The organism is Alteromonas sp. 38, assembly GCF_902506055.1.
GTDB lineage: Bacteria > Pseudomonadota > Gammaproteobacteria > Enterobacterales > Alteromonadaceae > Alteromonas > Alteromonas lipotrueae.
On record NZ_LR733300.1, the window covers coordinates 3,166,501 to 3,186,248 of the forward strand.

The following is a 19,748-nucleotide window of genomic DNA, read 5'->3' on the forward strand; positions in this document are numbered from 1 at the left end:
CATTCTCTAAAACTGTTGTTATAACTGAAAGCTAACTTCGATATCGTTGGCAACATTACGAAGGGAGGCGCTTTTATCTTGGCGCCCAGCCACTTCTTGAACGTCGCGCTTGGCCATTAATTCGCCAAGGGTAATATCGTTCAAAAAGGAACTTATCCGATCGCTCAAGTCTTGCCATAAACTATGAGTTAGGCAACGGTCGCCACTTTGACAATCCGCTTGACCTTGGCAACGGGTGGCATCTACAGATTCATCTACCGCACGAATAACTTCACCAATTGATATATTGGCAGCATCGCGCCCTAGTAAATAGCCACCACCTGGCCCGCGAACACTATCGACTAGCTGATCTTTACGTAATCGAGAGAAAAGCTGCTCTAAATAAGATAGCGAAATAGCTTGGCGTTCAGAGATATCAGCGAGAGGCACAGGACCGCGTGTCGAATGCAATGCTACATCAAGCATTGCCGTTACTGCGTAGCGCCCTTTAGATGTTAATTTCATAGAATCCTCCCGCTATTAATATAGCAGGAATTTTCACATACCTGACTAAATTGGTCAAGTATAAGACCTAGTAATTTAGTCAAGTATTATTGATTGAGGTAATCGCTTTTAGATTCGCAAAAAATAAACTTTAAAATTAGTAACTTACACCAGTGAGTTACGCGCTTACTTTTTCATTTCGGCTACCCAAGCGTCGGCTAAATAGCAGGGTCGAACGCCTCTTGGCCAGCTTTAGCTTTACTCTCATCTGCAAACTCAATACCCGTATCGGCGAAATCTTGCGCTGATATGTTATGCAAGTTATCAGTACACACGTCACCGCCGAGTGATTGAATAACCTTACACATCTCTTCCACCTTGGTATCCATTTGATGCATATGCTCAAGCATAATTCCCATGGCATTAGCGACAGGATCTGGATTATCAGGCGCAACTGCATAAGCATCGAACCCATATTTTTCGGCAATTTTATTGCGGTTGGGGTTAACCTGCGCTGCATCACTTTGTTGCTTAGAGATAATTATACGCCCAGGAACCCCTACTGCAGTAGCCCCCGCAGGTATATCTTTCACCACCACAGAGTTTGAACCTACTTTGGCATTTTCACCTATGGTAATAGGGCCAAGCACTTTAGCACCCGCGCCCACTACCGCGCCTTTTTCTAAGGTAGGGTGACGTTTCCCCGGCGTCCAACTTGTACCGCCTAATGTTACCCCGTGATACAAAGTAACATCGTCGCCCACTTCTGCAGTTTCACCAATCACTACGCCCATGCCATGGTCGATAAATACTCGGCGACCTAACGTAGCACCTGGGTGAATTTCAATCCCCGTTAGCCAACGGTTGAATGTGGAGAGACTGCGTGCCAACCATTTCCAGTTGGCTTTCCACAATTTGTGGCTAACACGATGCAGCCACACCGCATGTAAACCTGGATAGTTGGTTAAAACCTCAAAGGTATTTCGTGCCGCAGGATCGCGATGAAATACCCCTTGAATGTCATCTTTAATTCTAGAGAACACGAGTGCCTCGTCTAGTTAGGTGATTCATTATCGTTATCAATTTCAGGCTCAGGTTCAGGCGCTTTCACCGATTTATCGATAGACGCCAATATACCACGTAGTATGTTCAGTTCTTGAGACTCAGGACGAGCGCGATTAAACAAACGTCGAAGTTTAGTCATCACCACGCCAGGATGGCTTTTACGAATGAAAGAGGTGCTTTCCAAAGTCGTTTCCAGATGGGTATAGAAACGCTCTAAATCTTCGTTTAGTGGGTACTCTTCTTCAACGCTGGGGTAAGTTTCGCGATTAAGATAGGCCATACGAATTTCATAACATAAGGTTTGTACCGCGGCGGCTAAGTTAAGCGAGCTATATTCAGGATTTGCTGGAATACACATATGGAAGTGACACTGCTGCAACTCTTCGTTGCTTAATCCACTATTTTCACGACCAAATACCAGTGCTACGGGGAAATTACTGACTTCCTGTACTAGTTTTTCGCCGCATTCACGTGGCCCAAGCATAGGCCATGAATGGGTTCTAGAACGGGCCGAGGTACCTACCACCAAACCACAATCAGACACGGCTTCTTCTAATGTACTCACTATTTTAGCATTGGCGAGGACGTCTCCAGCGCCTGCTGCCAAAGCACTTGCTTGGCCATCAGGCTCATGAACAGGATTAACTAAATAAAGGCTACTCAAGCCCATGGTTTTCATTGCTCTCGCTGTAGAGCCAATGTTGCCAGTGTGTGATGTACTCACCAAAATAATACGGATGTTCTCGAGCATGCTTTTTATTACCTGTAGCCTCGTCAATATTGAGCGAATAGTAGCACAATGGCGGTATAGATGGCTATCTGAAGGCCTACATTGATGCCTCAAACCAGTCGGCATCATCCGTAGTTGTGCGACCTACCCACATTTCATTTGCATCACACGACCATTCTGGTTAAGATGCGCGCGTTTTGAACACCTTACCTTGTGGGTCACTTGCGTAAAACGCATGTTGGGCTAACCTATGGTCAAGGTCTGTTCTTTGGTCTTTTACAATTGGTGGTTTATCTATGCATCCTATGCTGAATATTGCGGTGCGCGCAGCGCGTGCGGCTGGCACAATTATTGTTCGTGGTTTCGAAAAACACAACGAAGTAGCAACTGAATCAAAAGGCGCTAACGATTTCGTTACGCAAATCGATAAAGATGCTGAACAAGCTATTATTGCTAAAATTCAGCAATCATTCCCAAATCACTGCTTTATGGGCGAAGAGTCTGGCGAAACCGCCGGCGCAGATACTGATTTTCAGTGGATTATTGACCCATTAGATGGCACCACCAATTTCATTAAAGGCATTCCTCATTTTGCCGTATCAATTGCATTACTTCACAAAGGTCGTCTAGACCAAGCTGTTGTATTCGATCCTATTCGTAGCGAGTTATTCACAGCTAGCCGTGGACAAGGCGCTCAGCTAAATGGTTACCGCATTCGTGCGTCTAAGCCTCGTGATTTAAATGAGACTATTCTCGCCACTGGCATGCCGTTTAAAAACAAAGCTAAGTTTGGCGAGTATGCGCTAAGCCTAAACAAAATTTTCCATGAGTGTGGCGACATTCGCCGTGCAGGTAGTGCAGCGTTAGATTTAGCCTACGTTGCGGCTGGCCGTCATGATGGCTACTGGGAACGTGGGATTAAAACGTGGGATATCGCAGCAGGCGAACTTATTGTTCGTGAAGCTGGTGGCCTAGTCACCGACTTTAAAGGCGGTAACGATCCACTTTATAGCGGTGAAATTGTTGCGGGCAGCGCCAAGGTAGTTCAAGGCTTAGTTAAGCATTTAAAATAGCCTTTGCATTTTAGAAGGCAGCTCATTGAATTAGCGTCTTATATAAAATGAAAAAAAGCGGTGTTCATACACCGCTTTTTTTTTGCCTGTTTATAAGCTGGCTTTTGTAGGCGGCTTAGACCCTGACTTTGAATAAGCCGATGCAGAAGATAGCGTAATGGTTGTATCAATGTCTTGGTTAGGTCGTTGCGACCTAGCCTTCAACCCAAATAGTACTCGTGTAACCATGTTTCTTTTGGCTAGTTCATAAGTTAGCGCACAACCAACTAACGTAAAGAGTAAAATGAGCACAAACTGAATGCCTACTGGAAAGCCTATTGAATGAAGGCTATACGCGGCCACCACAATCAGTGTTTGGTGCATCATGTAGTAAGAAAGCACACCGCTATTAAGGTATTTTACCCAACCCATGGGTTTATTTAAATAACGCTTACCAAAACCTAGTATCGCCGCTAACCAAGCCCAATGATTCAGCACTACAATATAACCGACCATCACTCTGAACCACCAATACTCAGTCATCCAGTCGCCAACAGGCCCAAACATGTCATGCCTATCTGCGATAATAAGTGAATACATGCACAACGCCACCACCGCGCTTACATAACGAGCACGCTCTAGTGCTTCCCATAGCTTGGGCTGCAAAATGATAACGGCACCTACCACCATAACAAGGAAGTATTTAGCATGGCTGTACCAGTCATTTAGCAAATCGTGTGTAGTGGGGTACGCATTTCGCAGCATTAGCCATATTGCGACCATTGCTGTAGAGGATGCAAAAGAAAAGCTTATTATTCCAATCTGGAGTTTTGCCAACTGAGCCATTATCGGAAACAGCAAAATTAACAATAACGAATACACCCACAAGTAAGGGAGAAACCAAAGGTGATTCCACGTGAGTAAGCCAATGTCAGAATGACGCTCGGTAAGCCACTGTGTATTAGGGTTAATGTATTCTAAATAAAACTGCGTAAAAGTGGTGTCTATCACCCCATTAACCGTCCATTCAATATAAACTTGTGGGGCAACTATCACAAACATGCCAAATAATAACGGAATCATTAAACGTTGGGTTCGCTGAATTATCAACTCCCCTGCCCGTTTTAGGAATAGAAGCGGTTTAGGCTCTACGCGCGTCAACAATACCGTCAGTACCATCGAAGAAATTAGAAATAACAGCGACATTCGCCACTGATTAGTTAAAATCATCACGTCTTGCAGCCACGCTTGAGGCTGTTCACTTTTGATATGCCACCCCCATTCCAAAACGTAGTACATTCCAATGTGATAGAGAATTAACACACCAAACGCGATAACTCTTAGTGCATCGAGTTCATGAAACCGGGTTGATTCGTTGCGACTTATTGCTTGTGTCATTACTGTCTGTCCTATTCAATAATGTAGTAATAGGGTTTGATATAACGTAGATTTTCTTACTTACACTAGCGTAGAGTGACGAGAGAATGAGTAATTGGGGGTGAGCGGTGGGTAGCAGTGACGAAAAACTCAGTCAGTTTTTTCGCGATACAGAGCGATATCATAAATGGGCAGCCTTTGTACTGCTGGTGATTTATCTATTTTTGAATAACTCGATTAATGCTGCATCAGATTGGACAGAGCTCTCGAGAGATTCAAATAACAGCACTTCGTTGTGGGAGCCTTATCTGTGGGAATATAGCAGCGCATTAGCCACTGCATTATTAGTCGTCCCCCTTATTTATTTCATCCGCAAACTTGATACTTACGCATTTGGGGTTAGAACATGGCTACTTTGGCATTTTGCGTTTGCGAGCCTTTTTTCAATTGCACATGTCACTTTGATGGTGGCCTTTAGAGAGCTGTGCTATTTACTATCGGACAAAGAATATAATTTCGGGCCTATAGCCAGCGAATTTTTCTATGAATACCGTAAGGATTTATGGGGTTATATCACTCTTATCACCTTTTATTACATCATGATGTTCAGTTATAGAAGGCTTATAGGAGAGGCTTCTGTCATTCGGGAGCATGATGCGCCTGGGGAAGTGAGTGGCGCTAGAGGGGATACCCCCACCTCGGGCATGCCTGACAATTTGTTGGTAAAGAAGCTAAACAGAGAATTTTTAGTAAAACTTAGTGACGTCTATTGGGTAGAAGCGTCAGGCAATTATATTAATCTGCACACGGTGAAGTCGACCTTTCCATTACGGTATACCATGAAACATTTCTGTGAACACGCTAGTGAAAAAGGCTTTATTCGTGTACATCGTTCCTATGTGGTGCAAAGCACACTTATAGACAACATACGATTTGAAGACAGCGGAGATGGCACTTTAACATTGTTAAATGGCACTGAAGTTCCCGTCTCTAGGCGTTACAAAGACGCCTTAAAAGCCCGCCTAACTCCTGCAGCGTAAATTGAAAGCAAAAAAAAGCTAGTCAATTGCTGACTAGCTTTTTGTATCTTGTGAACCTAGCGTCAAAAATTAGGGCATTGGGTCTAAATCAGCGCCTTCTTTTTCTACCTGAGGTGGCATCAAATCTTCTTTACTAATACCCAGTGCTAGTGCAACTGAGCTTGCAATATAAACGGAAGAATACGTACCAACAACAACACCAAACAACAATGCAGTAGCAAAACCATGAATGAGTGCGCCGCCTTTATAGAACAAGGCAATCAACACTAATACCGTGGTGAGTGATGTAATGATTGTACGATTCAAGGTTTGCGTAAGCGAAATATTGATAATATCAATGGGCTCGCCCTTACGAATCTTGCGGAAATTCTCTCGAATACGATCAGAGACAACAATGGTATCGTTAAGCGAGTAACCAATTACCGCTAATACCGCCGCTAGTACTGTTAAATCAAATTCTATCTGAAGTACCGAAAACAACCCTAAGGTCAGAATGACATCATGAGCAAGGGCCGATACTGACCCTAGCGCGAAACGCCATTCAAAACGCATGGCGACGTAAACCAATATACAGATGAGCGCCACTAGCATGGCCAAACCACCCTGCTCAGTAAGCTCTTCACCCACATTTGGCCCTACGAATTCAATACGACGCATATCAACCGTAGTGCCGTCGGCACGTAACGCTGCTAATACTTGCTCACCAATGGTGGCCGCTTTAACACCGTCACGAGGGGCAATACGAATTAGCACCTCTTGGCTGCTGCCAAAGTTTTGTACAATAGCGTCTTCGAATTCCGCGTTGTTAAGTAACGCACGAATCGATTCTAGGTTTGCCGCGTCTTCGTAACCCACTTCAATTAGCGTTCCGCCAGTGAAATCTAATCCCCAATTAAGACTGTTAACGCCCAAAGAGACGAACGAGCCTAAAATAAGAATGGTAGATAGCACCATCGCTGGCACACGCAGACGCATGAAATTAATGGTTTCAGATAACTTTAATAATTGCATGTCCTGCTCCTATATCGCTAATTTCTGTACATTACGTCGACCGCCCCACACAGCGTTAACGATAACGCGTGTTAGTAAAATGGCAGTAAACATAGAGGTAGCAATACCAATCATTAGCGTAATAGAGAAGCCTTTAATTGGACCGGTTCCTACAGCGAACAGAATAAGACCCGCAATGAACGTTGTGATGTTAGCATCTAAAATGGTAGAGAACGCGCTGTCATAGCCATGATGAATGGCCTGTTGAGGGCTTCTTCCATCACGTATCTCTTCGCGAATACGCTCGAATATAAGTACGTTAGCATCTACCGCCATACCAACGGTAAGAACAATACCCGCCATACCCGGTAAGGTTAGCGTCGCACCAGGGATCATAGACATAATACCCACAATCATCACCAAGTTGGTGATAAGTGCAATGTTTGCCACAATACCAAAGGCTTTGTAGTAAATGAGCATAAACACAAGTACCGCCAACAAACCATACACAATAGCTTGTGTACCAAGCTCAATGTTCTCTTTACCTAAACTTGGCCCTACTGTGCGCTCTTCAACAATTTGAATAGGCGCAATCAATGCTCCGGCACGGAGTAACAAGGCTAAATCACGCGCTTCTTTCGGTGAATCTAGACCCGTAATTTGAAACTTACTGCCTAACTGTGCACGAATAGTGGCTACGGAAATAACCTGTTCGTGCTTTTCGAAGATTAGCTTGTCGTCTTTATTACGCTCGCCGTTCGACTTGTATTCAATAAATACCGTAGCCATTGGTTTGCCAATGTTGCCACGGGTCGAGCGAGACATTTTATTGCCGCCCTCTGAATCAAGAGAAATATTAACGTTAGGCAAACCGTATTCATCTACACCACTATTGGCATCAATGATATGACTTCCGGTAAGCATAATGCGTTTTTCAAGCAACTGAGGAATACCTTGCTGGTCTTCAATAACTTGAGAACCCGCTGGTACACGACCGCTAATAGCGTCACGCACGTCGTTTTTCTGATCAACCATTCTAAATTCTAAGGTTGCGGTAGCATTTAGAATTTCTTTAGCACGGGCCGTATCTTGAATACCAGGAAGTTGCACAACAATACGGTCAGCACCTTGTTTTTGAACCAAAGGCTCAGCAACACCTAATTGGTTAACACGGTTACGAATAATGGTAATGTTTTGCTTAACCGCGTTCTCGCGAATCTCTTGAAGTTTAGCTTCAGAGAAAACCGCTCGAAGTACTAGGTCGTCAGTTTGGTTTAGCGTAAGGTCGCGATTTTGGTTACGTAAGAAAAACTCTGCTTTATCAAGCGTTTCTTCATCACGGAACGTAATTTCTACGTAGTCTTCTTTCTGTGTAACACCACGATAGCGAATGCCTTCTTCACGCAAAGAGGTACGAAATCCACTTTCAGCATCTTCTAATGACTTAGTGATGACTTCGGTCATATCCACTTCCATTAAGAAATGAACGCCGCCGCGTAAGTCCAAACCAAGTTTCATTGGCGTGCCACCTAACCCTTCAAGCCATTCTGGCGTATCAGGTGCAAGGTTCATTGCCACAAAGTAATCGTCACCTAATGCATCTTCTAATGCTTCACGGGCAACTAATTGAGTGTCTGAATCTGAGATACGAACGAGAATTTGCTCATCTTCGAATTCGATGCGCTTGGGAGTAATACCTTTTGCCGCCAACGTAGACTCAACTTGGCCTATCATTGACTCGGTTACGACAGCGTCACGGCCTGCAGAAATCTGCACTGCGTGATCTTCACCGTAGATATTGGGAAGTGCATAAAGTGCGCATAGTCCAATGACGATAAGCGTACTTAGCACTTTCCAGATTGAATTTTTATTTAGCACTGGATAGTTCCTTTCGTGCCAGTACCGGGAAGGTCCCGGCCCCGGCGTTTGTCAATTACAGCGACTTCATCGTGCCTTTTGGCAACACAGCTGTTACAGACGACTTCTGCACAACGATGTTGTTCGTGTCGTTAAGAGAAATTTCAATGAAATCTTTGTCGTCAGACACTTTAGTAATACGACCAACAATGCCACCTTGCGTTAGCACTTCGTCGCCTTTACCCAGTGAGGTAACTAAGTTTTTATGCTCTTTTACACGCTTCGCTTGTGGGCGATAAAGTAGGAAGTAAAATATTAAACCGAATACGGCCAACATGATGATCATTTCCATGCCACCGCCTTGTGCAGCGCCACCAGAAGCTTGCGCGTGTGCGCTTGAGATAAATAGGCTCATAAAATTCCCCAATTATTTTCGTTGTTATAGTGCCGGAACCGGCATATTTTTTTGTTCATAAAAAGTGTGTACGAAATCGTCCAACGAATCTGCTTCAATAGCATCGCGAAGGCCTTGCATAACACGTTGGTAGTAACGAAGGTTGTGGATGGTGTTTAAACGCGCACCCAAAATCTCATTACACTTATCTAAATGATGTAGATAAGAGCGAGAATAGTTTTTACAAGTGTAACAGTCACAATTTTCATCAAGAGGCGACGTATCGTTACGATGTTTCGCGTTACGAATTTTTACTACGCCATCGGTTACAAACAAGTGACCATTTCTAGCATTACGGGTTGGCATAACACAATCGAACATATCGATTCCACGGCGTACCGCTTCTACGATATCTTCTGGCTTACCTACCCCCATTAAATAGCGAGGCTTGTCTTCTGGAATTTGCGGCGCCGTATGGTCGATAATACGGATCATATCTTCTTTAGGCTCTCCAACCGATAAACCGCCAATGGCATAACCGTCGAAGCCTATGGCTTCAAGCCCAGCTAAAGATACATCACGCAAGCCTTCGTACATGCCGCCTTGAATGATACCAAACAACGCGGCAGGGCTGTCGCCATGAGATTCCTTACTTCGCTTCGCCCAGCGCAGAGACATTTCCATGGATACTCGTGCTTCTTGCTCAGTGGCAGGATAAGGCGTGCACTCATCGAAAATCATCACGATGTCAGAGCCTAGGTCACGTTGCACTTCCATCGACTTTTCTGGCGTAAGTAAAATCTTCTCACCATTAATTGGCGAGCGGAAGGTTACCCCTTCTTCGGTAATTTTACGTAAATCACCTAAGCTAAATACTTGGAAACCACCTGAATCGGTAAGGATTGGCTTGTCCCAATGCATAAAGTCATGCAGGTCGCCATGCTGGCGGATAACGCCCGTACCTGGACGCAACATCAAGTGGAATGTATTGCCAAGGCAAATATGTGCACCACTGTCTTCTAATTCTTCAGGGGTCATCCCTTTTACTGTGCCGTAGGTTCCCACCGGCATAAATGCTGGGGTTTCTACCACACCACGATCAAAAACCAGACGTCCGCGTCTGGCTTTACCATCGGTTTTCAACAACTCAAATTGCATGTAAAGCGTTCCCAATCAGGTGCGCGCTCTGGCGCTGGGTCAAACGAAATTGTGGGCGATTATACCAGTTATTCTTCTGAGATCATGCCCAATACGCATGTTTATCGTTGAGAGAAGGAAATAGGACGGTCATCCCCTGCCTTATTCCCTAAAATATCGCTTTCAATTAGGCTTTTTCGATAAACATACTGTCGCCGTAACTGAAGAATCGATACTCGTTCTCGATAGCATCTTGATAAGCATTCATTACATTTTCTCTGCCAGCAAAAGCACTTATGAGCATCATAAGCGTCGATTCAGGCAAATGAAAATTAGTGAACATGGCATCGACCACTTTGAAGGTAAAACCCGGATAGATAAAAATTTCAGTATCGGAGTAAAACGGCGTAATCACAGGCCTTTCACCCGTATTATTTTCTATTGACTGCACTGCACTAGCTTTTGCCGCAGATTCTAATGAACGTACCGACGTCGTCCCTACCGCAATCACCCGCTTACCTTGGGCTTTAGTCGCCAATACAGCATCTACCACCTCTTGGGGTACCTCGGCATACTCAGCATGCATTTTATGCTCTTCAATATTTTCCACCCTTACAGGTTGAAAAGTACCCGCACCAACATGCAGAGTAACAAAGGCCAAATTAACGCCTTTTGCTTTTAACGCCGCTAGCATATTGTCATCAAAGTGTAAGCCCGCCGTTGGCGCCGCAACTGCTCCAGGCGTTTGATTGTAAACCGTTTGATAGCGCTCTTTGTCGGTAGATTCATCCGGGCGGTCAATATAAGGAGGCAATGGCATATGGCCAAATTGCTCTAACAAAGAAAGCGCCGTCTCTTCATGGTCGAAGCGCAGTAAAAACAAGGCATCATCACGCCCTTCAACCGTGATATTTACATGCTCTTCTAGCAACAAACGGGTACCAGGCTTTGGTGCTTTACTGGCTCGAACATGTGCAAGCGCTGTGTGCTCGGTTAAAATACGTTCAATAAGCACTTCAACTTGCCCACCGGTTTCTTTCTTGCCTAATAAGCGTGCAGGAATAACCCGCGTGTTATTAAATACCAGTAAGTCACCTTTTTCTACTAACGACAACATGTCGTTAAACATAGAGTGGGTAACCGTGCCAGACTTACCGTTTAACTGAAGTAAACGGCTTGCCGTTCTATTTTCAGTTGGGTACTTGGCAATAAGGTGTTCTGGAAGTGTGAAGCGATAATCTGATAATTTCATATTACTATTTAAAGACGCCAAAATTAAACGAAAGAATTAAGACAAAAGTTGAATGTTAAGTAGGTTTAAGTTTCATATACTTTAGTAATTTTAAGCAAAATGAAATTTCAAAAACTCATCCAACTTATTATTTTTATTAGCCTAAAGTAGCCATGTATAATTTGTTATACCTACTTATAGAACTCAATACGGTTAAATATCAAACAACAATAGAAGCAAAAACCTTAAACGGTTAAGATACACCCAGATAGTGATGATGTTCTCCCTTAACATTCCTTATCTTAGACCCGACACTTGTCGGGTTTTTTTTCGCTCGTCGATTACTATCGACTCCCTAAGCGAATTTTTCACTTCATATCTTTTTGCGATAAAGCATTTTACCTGTTTGTATCGTCAAGATCAGTTAAGATTTCTTCGATTAACGCCGCATCTACTGCTCGCGCTTTAAGGACGTATAATATTTGTACTAACAAATCTGCGCCCATAATGCCCTTATTCACTTTGTTTCTTAAATTATCAGCGCTTTGCTCCACACCAATGTCGGCTAAACGCTGACTGAGCGCTTGATATTTCACTCCGCGCACAGACATTTCAGACTTAACGAGTCGCGCTACGGTTTGTCGCCATGCATTTTTAGCACTCAATTAAACACCCCATTTGTGACGTATATTTTACAAAAACACACTTTCTTACACATTAAAAGCGTATTCGTTATTGACGATTATGGCATAATACGTCTACACTGCAAGTCAAGAATATTGGCGAGTGCGTAAATTGTGGTTACAGTGGCACTCGACATTATCGCTTCAATCGAAAAGGAGAACTGTATGAGTTGGGATCTAGAAAGCATCGAAACTTTGTTTAAAGGGCACGATGACTTTGTGGTGACGCGTGAGGAAAATTGTTTACTCATTGCGAATCAAGACGGTATAGACGCGTGGCTGGCTATTAGCGGCGAGCAAATCTTAGTGGAAACCTTATTATTTGCTTCATCAGAAGTTAAAGACAAAGCGGCTTTAGATCACGAGATTTTATCTACCCATATGTTGTTCCCATTAACCACGGTCGGCATTTCGACTGTTGGCGATGAAGAATACTACGTTGCCTTTGGTGCGCTTAGTGCACAATCGAAATCAGAAAGTATTGTGATTGAAGTAGAAACACTGTTTCAGAACGTTGCATCATTTTTAGATGCCTACGAAACACACCTTATTTAATATTTACTTCGAAGGAGAAGCGAATGTCAGTTTGGAAAAAATTAGTTACTGCAGTAAAGGGTGGTGCCAACGAAGCGGCACAGTCGGTAGTAGATAGCCAAGCTATCCGTATTCTGGAGCAGGAAATTAGAGAAGCTAAAGAAGAATTACGTAAATCTGATCATGCAAGAACGCAGATTTTAGCGAAATGTAAGTTGTCTCAGCAAAAAGTAGATAGCTTTAACTCATCCATTGCTGAATACGAAGCGCACGCGCGCAAAGCGATTGATAACGATCGTCAGTTGGCCCTTGATTGTGCTCACAAAGTATCTGAATTGAAAGAAGAGCAAGCGCAAGAACAGGCGTATCTTGATCAGTTCCAACAATCAGAAAAACAATTAGCACAGAATATCCAGCTAGCCAAAGCGAACTTACGTCGCTTAGAGCAGCAAGTCGATATGGTGAAAGCCACTGAAAGTGTACAAAAAGCGCAAGTTGCTGTTTCATCTCGCCACATGGGCGCGAACAGCAAAATGAAAACTGCAACGGAATCGCTTTCACGCATTCAAGATAAGCAGAAGATGCGCAACGCTGAGCTTCAGGCGGCCGAAGAACTGGCTACTGAAGAGTCGAGCAGCGATCTAGAAAAGCGCCTTTCTGAAGCCGGTATAAAAGGGGGCAAAACCTCTGCCGATGATGAACTTGCTCGCATTTTAGGCAAATAAAGTAATATTCAACGGGGGCTTAGGCTCCCGCTTCGTCTTTTATAGACATATTCCCCGCTTAAAGGCACAGTTAAAGAAAGACAAACAAAGGTTGTTTCTCGCTATGTCGCAATGGACAAAACTGCGCAAAATCATGTTGCAGTATTTCGCCGAATCTCGTTGGTACACGATTCTAGGCGCCACCGCCTTCTATGGTGTGAGTAGTTATTGGCTACTCTATGCCGCCAACGAAAATGCATTAATTGCACAAGCCGATTTTATCTACTGGTTAGCCGTTACCGCATCGACGGTGGGTTATGGCGATTTATCGCCCACGACCTCCGCCGGCAAGCTCATTGTAGCATTTTACGTTATTCCCTTAGGACTAAGTATTTTTGCCATGGTGATTGGACGAATTGCGGCCTGGGTATCTGAACAATGGAAAAAAGGGGTAATGGGCATGACAAGCCTAAATGTTAGTAAACATATTTTGGTGATTGGATGGAATGAGCAACGCACTATGTTGTTGTTAAATTTGTTATTGCAAGAACGCGAGGCCATGACTGAGCGGCCCGACATTGTTCTGTGTGTAAAAGCAGATATCACCAACCCCATGCCAGGTATTATCGAATTCGTAAAAGTAGACTCGTTTAACAAAGATGACGATATGGACCGAGCATGTATTAACGCGGCTCAAACAATTCTGATCGATAATCCACAAGACGATGTCACTATGACCACTGCGCTATATTGTTCGAAACGAAATCCGCAAGCCCATCAAGTTGCTTATTTCAATGATGATAGCCTAGTGGGCTTGCTACAAGAACACTGCCCAAAAGTGGAATGTACACCTAGTGTCGCTGTTGAAATGCTGGCGAAAGCGGCATTCGACCCAGGTTCGAGTATGCTGCACCATGACTTATTAAGCATTGGTGAAGGGCAAGCGCAATTCTCCGTGAAAATTCCCAACGACAGCCCTTCTATTTCAGTTGCCAAATTATTTATGAACTTAAAGCGCCGACACGATGCCATATTTATTGGTTATGCCCCACACGGTCAAGTGAAAGACATGGTGGTGAATCCGCCGTTAGAATCAACCCTAGCACCAGGCGACACCTTATTTTACATTGCCGACAGGCGCATTAATGCCATCAATTGGCCATCGTTAGACGCCGAATAGCACAGGAGTGTATTGTGTTTAGTAAATTATTTAAGAAAAAAGCGCCAGAAAAACCCAAAGCGCCTGAAGTGATGGGCTTGTATCTAGGTGGTTCATTCGAGCTAGATAATTTAAAGCTGTCGTTACTCGAGCCATCGCTTACTATAGAAGGCGCTGCACGTTCACAACTGATTCAAGCCGTTGGCGAAGCGCCACTTGATACCGGCGGTACTTTGCTGCGCTTTTACACAGACGATGATGGCTTTTTGCAAGTGGTGCTTGATGGTGGGCTTAGTGAAAATCACATTACTGATGTTAAGCTTTGGCATTTTTATAGCACTGAAACCATTGGCAGTGAACAGCAATGGAAATCGTGTGTAAATACCCTGATTAGCCAACCTACTTATACTCTTGACGGCAAAGTATTTAAGCGAGTCTGGGAGGCCGTAGGGGCAGAATCACCGCCCGTAGCAGTGACAGAAACCACCTACGAAGAAGATGAAGATATCAGCACCACCGATCAGTTTATGATGCTCTACGAACGAGAGATAGAAAATGATAGAGTGGAGTCATTACTGGTTGCGGGCGAAGAAAAGGTAGTGGGTAGCAATTTTGACCGCTGCTTAGTTATTTCCACGGGGTTTGACGTAGAGCCCGCAGACATTACGATAAACGGTTAATCGACATATAAAGGTAAGGACGTTCTATGGACACTATTATGGATTCATTGACAGGATTAGATAACTTTGCGCTGTATTTCGGCCTATCAATTGTTTTCTTATTCGTCTTCAAACTTGTGTATGCACTAGTGACCCCACACGATGAGTGGAAACTAGTTAAAGAAGAGAAAAATGTAGCAGCTGCAATTGGCTTTGGCGGCGCGATTGTTGGTTTTGCTATTGCACTTGCTAGCGCAGCGACTCACTCAGTTGCGATTGTCGATTTCATTATTTGGGCTGTTGTCGCTATTGTCGCGCAATCACTAGCCTTTGCGTTATTACGTTTTACCTTTATGCCTAAAATTGCTCAGCGTATTAACGAAAATGAAGTTTCTGCAGGCGTGATGCTAGCCAGTATGTCTATTGCAGTGGGTTTATTAAATGCGGCATGCATGACCTATTAAGGGGGACCCATGACAAACTCTAATAAATCACACGCAGCACAAGATGCTATGACAGATAATCAGTCAAGTGGTTCTGCCACCAGCCGAAAACGTAGCTCAGGTATTAACCTTTCTCGTATGCGCAAAAGCTACGCGTTAAAGCCTCTAGCTATTGGTATTGCCAGTGTTTTCCTTAGTGCTTGTGGTGAAGAGAAACAAGACGCGCAAATCTACACTTCACTGGAAGACTGTAAGCGAGACTTCCCCGATGCAGTTGAACGCTGTGATGCGGCTTACAAAACCGCGACAGAAGAAGCGATGCGTACCAGCCCTCGCTTTAATAGCGAATACGATTGTGAATACGAATTTGGTGCCAACCAATGTCGCACGGTGAATACCAATTCTGGTAGTGTATTTATGCCCTTTATGGCCGGCTTCATGGTAAGTCAGTTGTTATCGCCAAATCGCTATTACTCACAGCCTCTCTATACCTCGTATTCACCCTACTCTTCATATCGCTCTCGTTGGGTTACGGCTGATGGAAATGTGTTTAGCGGTGATATTCGCAAGCGCAATTACAAAGTGGGCTCAGATACACTGAAACCCAAACCTACGGTAAACCGCACAATGAAGCGCGGCGGTTTCGGTAGTAGTGTTAGGGCAAAATCATCGTGGGGAAGTAGCTCACGCAAAGGCAGTTGGGGCGGATAAGCCATGTTTAGAATGCCATGCCAGCCACGCAAGGGTTGGCAGCAACTGGCCGGCGAATTTGGGTTTCACTTTCATACCATGTATGGCGAACCCTATTGGGATGAGCGCGCCTACTATCAATTTACGCTCGCCCAGATTGAAAAAGACATTGAAGACCCCACCGCCGAGCTTCATCAGATGTGCTTAGCTGTAGTTGACGATGTGGTTAATAGTGAGCAGTTACTCACCCGCTTTTCTATTCCCAAAGCCCACTGGGGATTAGTTGAAGACAGTTGGCGCAACCGCGATCCTAGTTTGTATTCCCGCTTAGATTTAGTTTATTCCGGCAAAGGCCCCGCAAAACTGCTTGAAAACAATGCAGATACGCCCACCAGCTTGTACGAATCAGGTTTTTGGCAATGGCTATGGTTAGAACAACAAGTGAATGCGGGTGTACTGGCGCGAAATGCTGATCAGTTTAATAGCTTGCAGGAAAAGCTGGTGTTTCGCTTCGGTGAAATAGCCCAGCATTATCAATTAAATCAAATGCACTTCTCTTGCTGCAAAGATACCGAAGAAGACCGCGGTACGGTGCAATACCTTCAAGACTGCGCAAGAGAAGCTGGTATTCAAAGCGATTTCGTTTTTATTGAAGACATTGGTTTGGCAGATACTGGCGTATTTACCGACCTTGCTGATGCCCCCATTACCGATTGTTTCAAGCTATATCCTTGGGAGTTTATCCTACGCGAAGAGTTTGGTGACTCACTCGCTGATGCAAAGGTAAATTGGTTAGAACCTGCGTGGAAGTCTATTATTTCAAACAAAGCATTACTGCCTTTGTTATGGCAGAAATTTAAAGGCCACCCTAATTTACTACCTGCCTATTTCGCCGACGATATCCCTCATAACATCCATCATAAAGCCCCTCATAATGCCATGCACGGCGGCAAGTGGGTCAAAAAGCCATTATTTTCAAGAGAAGGCGCGAATATTTCATTAATTGAAAATGGAAAGGAATCGGAATTAAGCCCAGGTCCGTATGGAGAAGAAGGGTTCATTGTACAAGCTTTTCACCCCCTTCCTGTGTTTGATGGAAACCATACACTCATTGGTAGCTGGTTGGTAGATGACATGCCAGCAGGCATTTCGGTGCGTGAAGACAGCAATGCGATTACGCAAGACTTGTCTCGATATTTACCCCATATCATCTTGTAATCAAGCCCTAGCGTCTGCCGCTTGATGAGCTTAGCAGCCAATAAAACTAACGCGCTAGGCAAAGTGTTATAACGAAGGAATAGAATACTGTTTATGAAGCCACTGTCTTTTCAACTTCGCGTGTTACTTACCCTAGGCGCATTTCTCATTGTCATTGAGATAGTGAACCTTATAACGGGAAATAGCTTAAATCAGTTTGGTGTCTATCCCCGCTCCTTGTCCCATTTGCCCTATATCTTCATAGCCCCTTTTTTACACGGTACGCCGTCGCATTTAATGGCTAACTTTATCCCCCTGTTATTGTTTATGTGGCTTTCTATGCAGTGGGGAAAGCGCACCTTTCTCATCGCCACCGCAAGTGCATTGATTATTGGCGGACTGGGCGTCTGGATTTTCGGTAGAAGTGCTACGCATATCGGCGCAAGTGGTATGGTTTACGGCTACTTCGGCTTCTTAGTTTTAGCTGGCTTTAAAAGTAAAAAAGTTAAATACCTGCTGATTTCTATTATTGTTGCCATCGTTTACGGCGGAATGCTGGTAGGTATATTGCCAACCTCTAGGTTTATTTCATTTGAATATCATCTATTTGGCTTTTTAGGTGGGTTATTTGCCGCTTGGCACTGGGCACGATGAATGGATGCCGTATAATTGCAGTTAATTAAACAGTGCGGCTATTAAGAGAAAGACAAAAGCGTTATGGCAGAAGTACAATCGCAGCAAAAAAATCAGGGTTTTTTCGGCAACCTTGCTTTCAATATTATTATACCCGTGGTGTTAATGAGCTATGCAAGCTCTGAAGATTATTTAGGCCCAGAATGGAGTATCGTCGCCGCGCTGGCTTTTCCCATAGGTTATGGACTTTGGGATTTAAAAGCATCAGGCAAAGTTAACGGATTTTCAGTTTTAGGGATTATCAGCGTATTACTAACTGGCGGCTTTAGTTTGCTAAAACTGCCTGCCGAGTATATTGCCATTAAAGAGGCCGCGATCCCTGCAGCCATTGGTTTGGCAGTATTAATAACCCAATTTACTGAAAAGCCGCTGGTCAAAATGCTGATCTTAAACGACCAAATTATAAACTGGCCACACTTAAATCGCGTACTCGATGAACAAAATAAACAAGCATTGTTTAAACGCAAAGTCGCAGTAAGTTCTTATATTGTAGCAAGCTCATTCTTTCTATCTTCTGCGTTAAACTATATTCTGGCAAAAGTGATATTGGTAAGCGCCCCTGGCACCACGGCGTACACCGAGGAATTAGGACGAATGACTGCGTTGAGCTACCCAGTCATTGTTATTCCTAGCATGATATTGCTTATTACCGCACTATGGTATTTATTCAGCCAGATTAAGAAGATAACTGGCGAAGAGCTCGATGATTTTATTAATCAGTAAACCGACCAATTAATGCGCTTGCTCAATGAAGTAAGCGCAGCTACACCTAAATGAGAGTTCCCTACCGCGTTTAGCGCGGGAGAAAAAACACATATAGAAAAGCGTCCCGGCACCACGGCAATAACTCCCCCACCAACCCCGCTTTTTCCCGGCAAACCAACCTTAAAGGCAAAGCTACCCGCCTCGTCGTACATACCACTTGTGGCTAACAATGCATTCACTTGACGATTTTGGTCTGGGCTTAGTACCTGTTCGTCGGCACAATTAGAATAGCCTCTATTTGCTAAAAAGTTTGTGGCTCGCGCTAAATCAACACAACTCATTTCCAGGGCACAGTTGTTAAAGTAGCTATACAATACATCCTCAACTTCATTTTCGAAGTTGTTGTAGGCTTTCATTAAATATGCCATCGCTGCATTTCTAGCACGGTGATCAAATTCAGAGTCAGCAACCGCTTTATTAGCAAAAATATTATCGTTGCAGGATAGGCGCCTAACAAAATCTCGCATACCGATATGAGGCGAGGCGAAACGAGACTGTGTCATGTCACTAACCACTAATGCCCCCGCATTAATAAACGGGTTCCTTGGTATACCGTCTTCGTATTCCAACTGTACTAGCGAATTAAATGGCAGACCTGAAGGTTCACAGCCTACTCGTTCCCACATACCTTCGCCATAGTGATTCATAGCCAGCACTAAGTTGAAAACTTTGGATATGCTTTGAATAGAAAAAGGCACATCGGCATCACCAATTGACGTAATACGCCCTTCAATATCACATATGGCAATGCCAAATTGATGAGGATCGACACTGGCTAGCGCAGGAATATAGTCTGCGACTTCCCCCTCCCCTAGCATAGGTTTCACTTCATCAAAAATGGCTTCTAACAATTCAAGCATTAGCG

At 44.1% G+C, this 19,748-nt stretch carries 22 protein-coding genes; 11 read left to right on the forward strand and 11 right to left on the reverse strand.

The genetic code is table 11. The features are described from left to right. Window positions 1-18: 18 nt before the first annotated feature. The 3 genes from iscR to trmJ all read right to left on the reverse strand — a co-directional run bounded on the left by iscR (window position 19) and on the right by trmJ (window position 2,299). Window positions 19-504, reverse strand: a complete 486-nt coding sequence (gene iscR / locus FLAVO9R_RS13780) for a Fe-S cluster assembly transcriptional regulator IscR (RefSeq protein WP_057790573.1) — start codon at window positions 502-504, stop codon at window positions 19-21. A gap of 197 nt (window positions 505-701) precedes the next feature. Continuing rightward, window positions 702-1,526: a serine O-acetyltransferase gene (gene cysE, locus FLAVO9R_RS13785; RefSeq protein ID WP_159532204.1), complete on the reverse strand. Its 825-nt coding sequence runs from the start codon at window positions 1,524-1,526 to the stop codon at window positions 702-704. Window positions 1,527-1,537: 11 nt separating this feature from the next. Then, on the reverse strand, window positions 1,538-2,299 hold the full coding sequence (gene trmJ, locus FLAVO9R_RS13790) for a tRNA (cytosine(32)/uridine(32)-2'-O)-methyltransferase TrmJ (protein ID WP_159532205.1): 762 nt from the start codon (window positions 2,297-2,299) through the stop codon (window positions 1,538-1,540). A 275-nt stretch (window positions 2,300-2,574) separates the two neighbouring features. Here trmJ and suhB point away from each other — a divergent pair, with 275 nt between their 5' ends. Continuing rightward, a complete protein-coding gene (gene suhB / locus FLAVO9R_RS13795) occupies window positions 2,575-3,351 on the forward strand; it encodes an inositol-1-monophosphatase (protein WP_013783261.1) in 777 nt (258 codons plus the stop codon). Between the two features lie 90 nt (window positions 3,352-3,441). On the opposite strand, the gene FLAVO9R_RS13800 is transcribed toward suhB, so the two are convergent. Continuing rightward, entirely contained in the window at window positions 3,442-4,728 is a 1,287-nt protein-coding gene (locus tag FLAVO9R_RS13800) for an acyltransferase family protein (protein ID WP_159532206.1), read from the reverse strand. A gap of 107 nt (window positions 4,729-4,835) precedes the next feature. Between FLAVO9R_RS13800 and FLAVO9R_RS13805 the strand changes: the two genes are divergently transcribed. Then, window positions 4,836-5,747 (forward strand): LytR/AlgR family response regulator transcription factor, encoded by a 912-nt coding sequence (locus FLAVO9R_RS13805; RefSeq protein WP_159532207.1) that lies wholly within the window; start codon window positions 4,836-4,838, stop codon window positions 5,745-5,747. Window positions 5,748-5,816: 69 nt separating this feature from the next. Here the strand turns inward: FLAVO9R_RS13805 and secF are convergent, their stop codons facing one another. From secF to FLAVO9R_RS13835, 6 genes are all read right to left on the reverse strand, one after another. Continuing rightward, entirely contained in the window at window positions 5,817-6,758 is a 942-nt protein-coding gene (gene secF, locus FLAVO9R_RS13810) for a protein translocase subunit SecF (RefSeq protein ID WP_159532208.1), read from the reverse strand. Window positions 6,759-6,767: 9 nt separating this feature from the next. Beyond that, window positions 6,768-8,615, reverse strand: a complete 1,848-nt coding sequence (gene secD / locus FLAVO9R_RS13815) for a protein translocase subunit SecD (RefSeq protein ID WP_013783254.1) — start codon at window positions 8,613-8,615, stop codon at window positions 6,768-6,770. Window positions 8,616-8,670: 55 nt separating this feature from the next. Next, window positions 8,671-9,009 carry a preprotein translocase subunit YajC gene (gene yajC / locus FLAVO9R_RS13820; RefSeq protein ID WP_013783253.1) on the reverse strand — a complete coding sequence of 113 codons (339 nt, stop codon included), beginning with the start codon at window positions 9,007-9,009 and terminating at the stop codon, window positions 8,671-8,673. Window positions 9,010-9,033: 24 nt separating this feature from the next. After that, window positions 9,034-10,146 (reverse strand): tRNA guanosine(34) transglycosylase Tgt, encoded by a 1,113-nt coding sequence (gene tgt, locus FLAVO9R_RS13825; protein WP_159532209.1) that lies wholly within the window; start codon window positions 10,144-10,146, stop codon window positions 9,034-9,036. 166 nt (window positions 10,147-10,312) lie between these two features. Further along, the gene (gene queA / locus FLAVO9R_RS13830; protein WP_159532210.1) at window positions 10,313-11,377 is read right to left on the reverse strand and encodes a tRNA preQ1(34) S-adenosylmethionine ribosyltransferase-isomerase QueA; all 1,065 of its coding nucleotides are present in this window, start codon (window positions 11,375-11,377) and stop codon (window positions 10,313-10,315) included. A 377-nt stretch (window positions 11,378-11,754) separates the two neighbouring features. Continuing rightward, window positions 11,755-11,967, reverse strand: coding sequence for a DUF6471 domain-containing protein (locus FLAVO9R_RS13835; protein WP_232043593.1), 213 nt, complete (start codon window positions 11,965-11,967; stop codon window positions 11,755-11,757). A gap of 237 nt (window positions 11,968-12,204) precedes the next feature. On the opposite strand from FLAVO9R_RS13835, the gene FLAVO9R_RS13840 reads away from it, so the two are divergent. The 9 genes from FLAVO9R_RS13840 (at window position 12,205) to FLAVO9R_RS13880 (ending at window position 18,841) form a co-directional block, all read left to right on the forward strand. After that, entirely contained in the window at window positions 12,205-12,594 is a 390-nt protein-coding gene (locus tag FLAVO9R_RS13840; protein WP_159532211.1) for a DUF2170 family protein, read from the forward strand. 23 nt (window positions 12,595-12,617) lie between these two features. Further along, window positions 12,618-13,298: a PspA/IM30 family protein gene (locus tag FLAVO9R_RS13845; RefSeq protein WP_159532212.1), complete on the forward strand. Its 681-nt coding sequence runs from the start codon at window positions 12,618-12,620 to the stop codon at window positions 13,296-13,298. Window positions 13,299-13,401: 103 nt separating this feature from the next. Continuing rightward, the gene (locus tag FLAVO9R_RS13850) at window positions 13,402-14,457 is read left to right on the forward strand and encodes a potassium channel protein (protein ID WP_201299271.1); all 1,056 of its coding nucleotides are present in this window, start codon (window positions 13,402-13,404) and stop codon (window positions 14,455-14,457) included. A gap of 14 nt (window positions 14,458-14,471) precedes the next feature. After that, window positions 14,472-15,116, forward strand: a complete 645-nt coding sequence (locus tag FLAVO9R_RS13855) for a YjfK family protein (RefSeq protein ID WP_159532213.1) — start codon at window positions 14,472-14,474, stop codon at window positions 15,114-15,116. 26 nt (window positions 15,117-15,142) lie between these two features. After that, window positions 15,143-15,559, forward strand: coding sequence for a DUF350 domain-containing protein (locus tag FLAVO9R_RS13860; protein WP_159532214.1), 417 nt, complete (start codon window positions 15,143-15,145; stop codon window positions 15,557-15,559). Window positions 15,560-15,607: 48 nt separating this feature from the next. Next, window positions 15,608-16,249 carry a DUF1190 family protein gene (locus FLAVO9R_RS13865; protein ID WP_041452750.1) on the forward strand — a complete coding sequence of 214 codons (642 nt, stop codon included), beginning with the start codon at window positions 15,608-15,610 and terminating at the stop codon, window positions 16,247-16,249. Between the two features lie 3 nt (window positions 16,250-16,252). Continuing rightward, a complete protein-coding gene (locus FLAVO9R_RS13870; RefSeq protein WP_159532215.1) occupies window positions 16,253-17,446 on the forward strand; it encodes a glutathionylspermidine synthase family protein in 1,194 nt (397 codons plus the stop codon). 93 nt (window positions 17,447-17,539) lie between these two features. After that, a complete protein-coding gene (locus FLAVO9R_RS13875) occupies window positions 17,540-18,079 on the forward strand; it encodes a rhomboid family intramembrane serine protease (protein WP_159532216.1) in 540 nt (179 codons plus the stop codon). A 63-nt stretch (window positions 18,080-18,142) separates the two neighbouring features. After that, window positions 18,143-18,841, forward strand: coding sequence for a VC0807 family protein (locus FLAVO9R_RS13880; protein WP_159532217.1), 699 nt, complete (start codon window positions 18,143-18,145; stop codon window positions 18,839-18,841). Here the strand turns inward: FLAVO9R_RS13880 and glsB are convergent. Then, window positions 18,835-19,743: a glutaminase B gene (glsB, locus tag FLAVO9R_RS13885; RefSeq protein ID WP_159532218.1), complete on the reverse strand. Its 909-nt coding sequence runs from the start codon at window positions 19,741-19,743 to the stop codon at window positions 18,835-18,837. The genes FLAVO9R_RS13880 and glsB overlap by 7 nt on opposite strands. Window positions 19,744-19,748 lie beyond the last annotated feature (5 nt).

Excerpts from the sequence above, each read along its gene's own strand:
- FLAVO9R_RS13870 (WP_159532215.1), top strand. The coding sequence starts at position 16,253 with ATGTTTAGAATGCCATGCCAGCCACGCAAGGGTTGGCAGCAACTGGCC.
- FLAVO9R_RS13840 (WP_159532211.1), top strand. The coding sequence starts at position 12,205 with ATGAGTTGGGATCTAGAAAGCATCGAAACTTTGTTTAAAGGGCACGAT.
- FLAVO9R_RS13845 (WP_159532212.1), top strand. The coding sequence starts at position 12,618 with ATGTCAGTTTGGAAAAAATTAGTTACTGCAGTAAAGGGTGGTGCCAAC.
- queA (WP_159532210.1), bottom strand. The coding sequence starts at position 11,377 with ATGAAATTATCAGATTATCGCTTCACACTTCCAGAACACCTTATTGCC.
- yajC (WP_013783253.1), bottom strand. The coding sequence starts at position 9,009 with ATGAGCCTATTTATCTCAAGCGCACACGCGCAAGCTTCTGGTGGCGCT.
- iscR (WP_057790573.1), bottom strand. The coding sequence starts at position 504 with ATGAAATTAACATCTAAAGGGCGCTACGCAGTAACGGCAATGCTTGAT.
- FLAVO9R_RS13880 (WP_159532217.1), top strand. The coding sequence starts at position 18,143 with ATGGCAGAAGTACAATCGCAGCAAAAAAATCAGGGTTTTTTCGGCAAC.
- glsB (WP_159532218.1), bottom strand. The coding sequence starts at position 19,743 with ATGCTTGAATTGTTAGAAGCCATTTTTGATGAAGTGAAACCTATGCTA.
- secF (WP_159532208.1), bottom strand. The coding sequence starts at position 6,758 with ATGCAATTATTAAAGTTATCTGAAACCATTAATTTCATGCGTCTGCGT.
- tgt (WP_159532209.1), bottom strand. The coding sequence starts at position 10,146 with ATGCAATTTGAGTTGTTGAAAACCGATGGTAAAGCCAGACGCGGACGT.
- FLAVO9R_RS13800 (WP_159532206.1), bottom strand. The coding sequence starts at position 4,728 with ATGACACAAGCAATAAGTCGCAACGAATCAACCCGGTTTCATGAACTC.
- suhB (WP_013783261.1), top strand. The coding sequence starts at position 2,575 with ATGCATCCTATGCTGAATATTGCGGTGCGCGCAGCGCGTGCGGCTGGC.
- FLAVO9R_RS13860 (WP_159532214.1), top strand. The coding sequence starts at position 15,143 with ATGGACACTATTATGGATTCATTGACAGGATTAGATAACTTTGCGCTG.
- FLAVO9R_RS13865 (WP_041452750.1), top strand. The coding sequence starts at position 15,608 with ATGACAGATAATCAGTCAAGTGGTTCTGCCACCAGCCGAAAACGTAGC.
- trmJ (WP_159532205.1), bottom strand. The coding sequence starts at position 2,299 with ATGCTCGAGAACATCCGTATTATTTTGGTGAGTACATCACACACTGGC.
- FLAVO9R_RS13850 (WP_201299271.1), top strand. The coding sequence starts at position 13,402 with ATGTCGCAATGGACAAAACTGCGCAAAATCATGTTGCAGTATTTCGCC.
- FLAVO9R_RS13835 (WP_232043593.1), bottom strand. The coding sequence starts at position 11,967 with ATGTCTGTGCGCGGAGTGAAATATCAAGCGCTCAGTCAGCGTTTAGCC.
- FLAVO9R_RS13875 (WP_159532216.1), top strand. The coding sequence starts at position 17,540 with ATGAAGCCACTGTCTTTTCAACTTCGCGTGTTACTTACCCTAGGCGCA.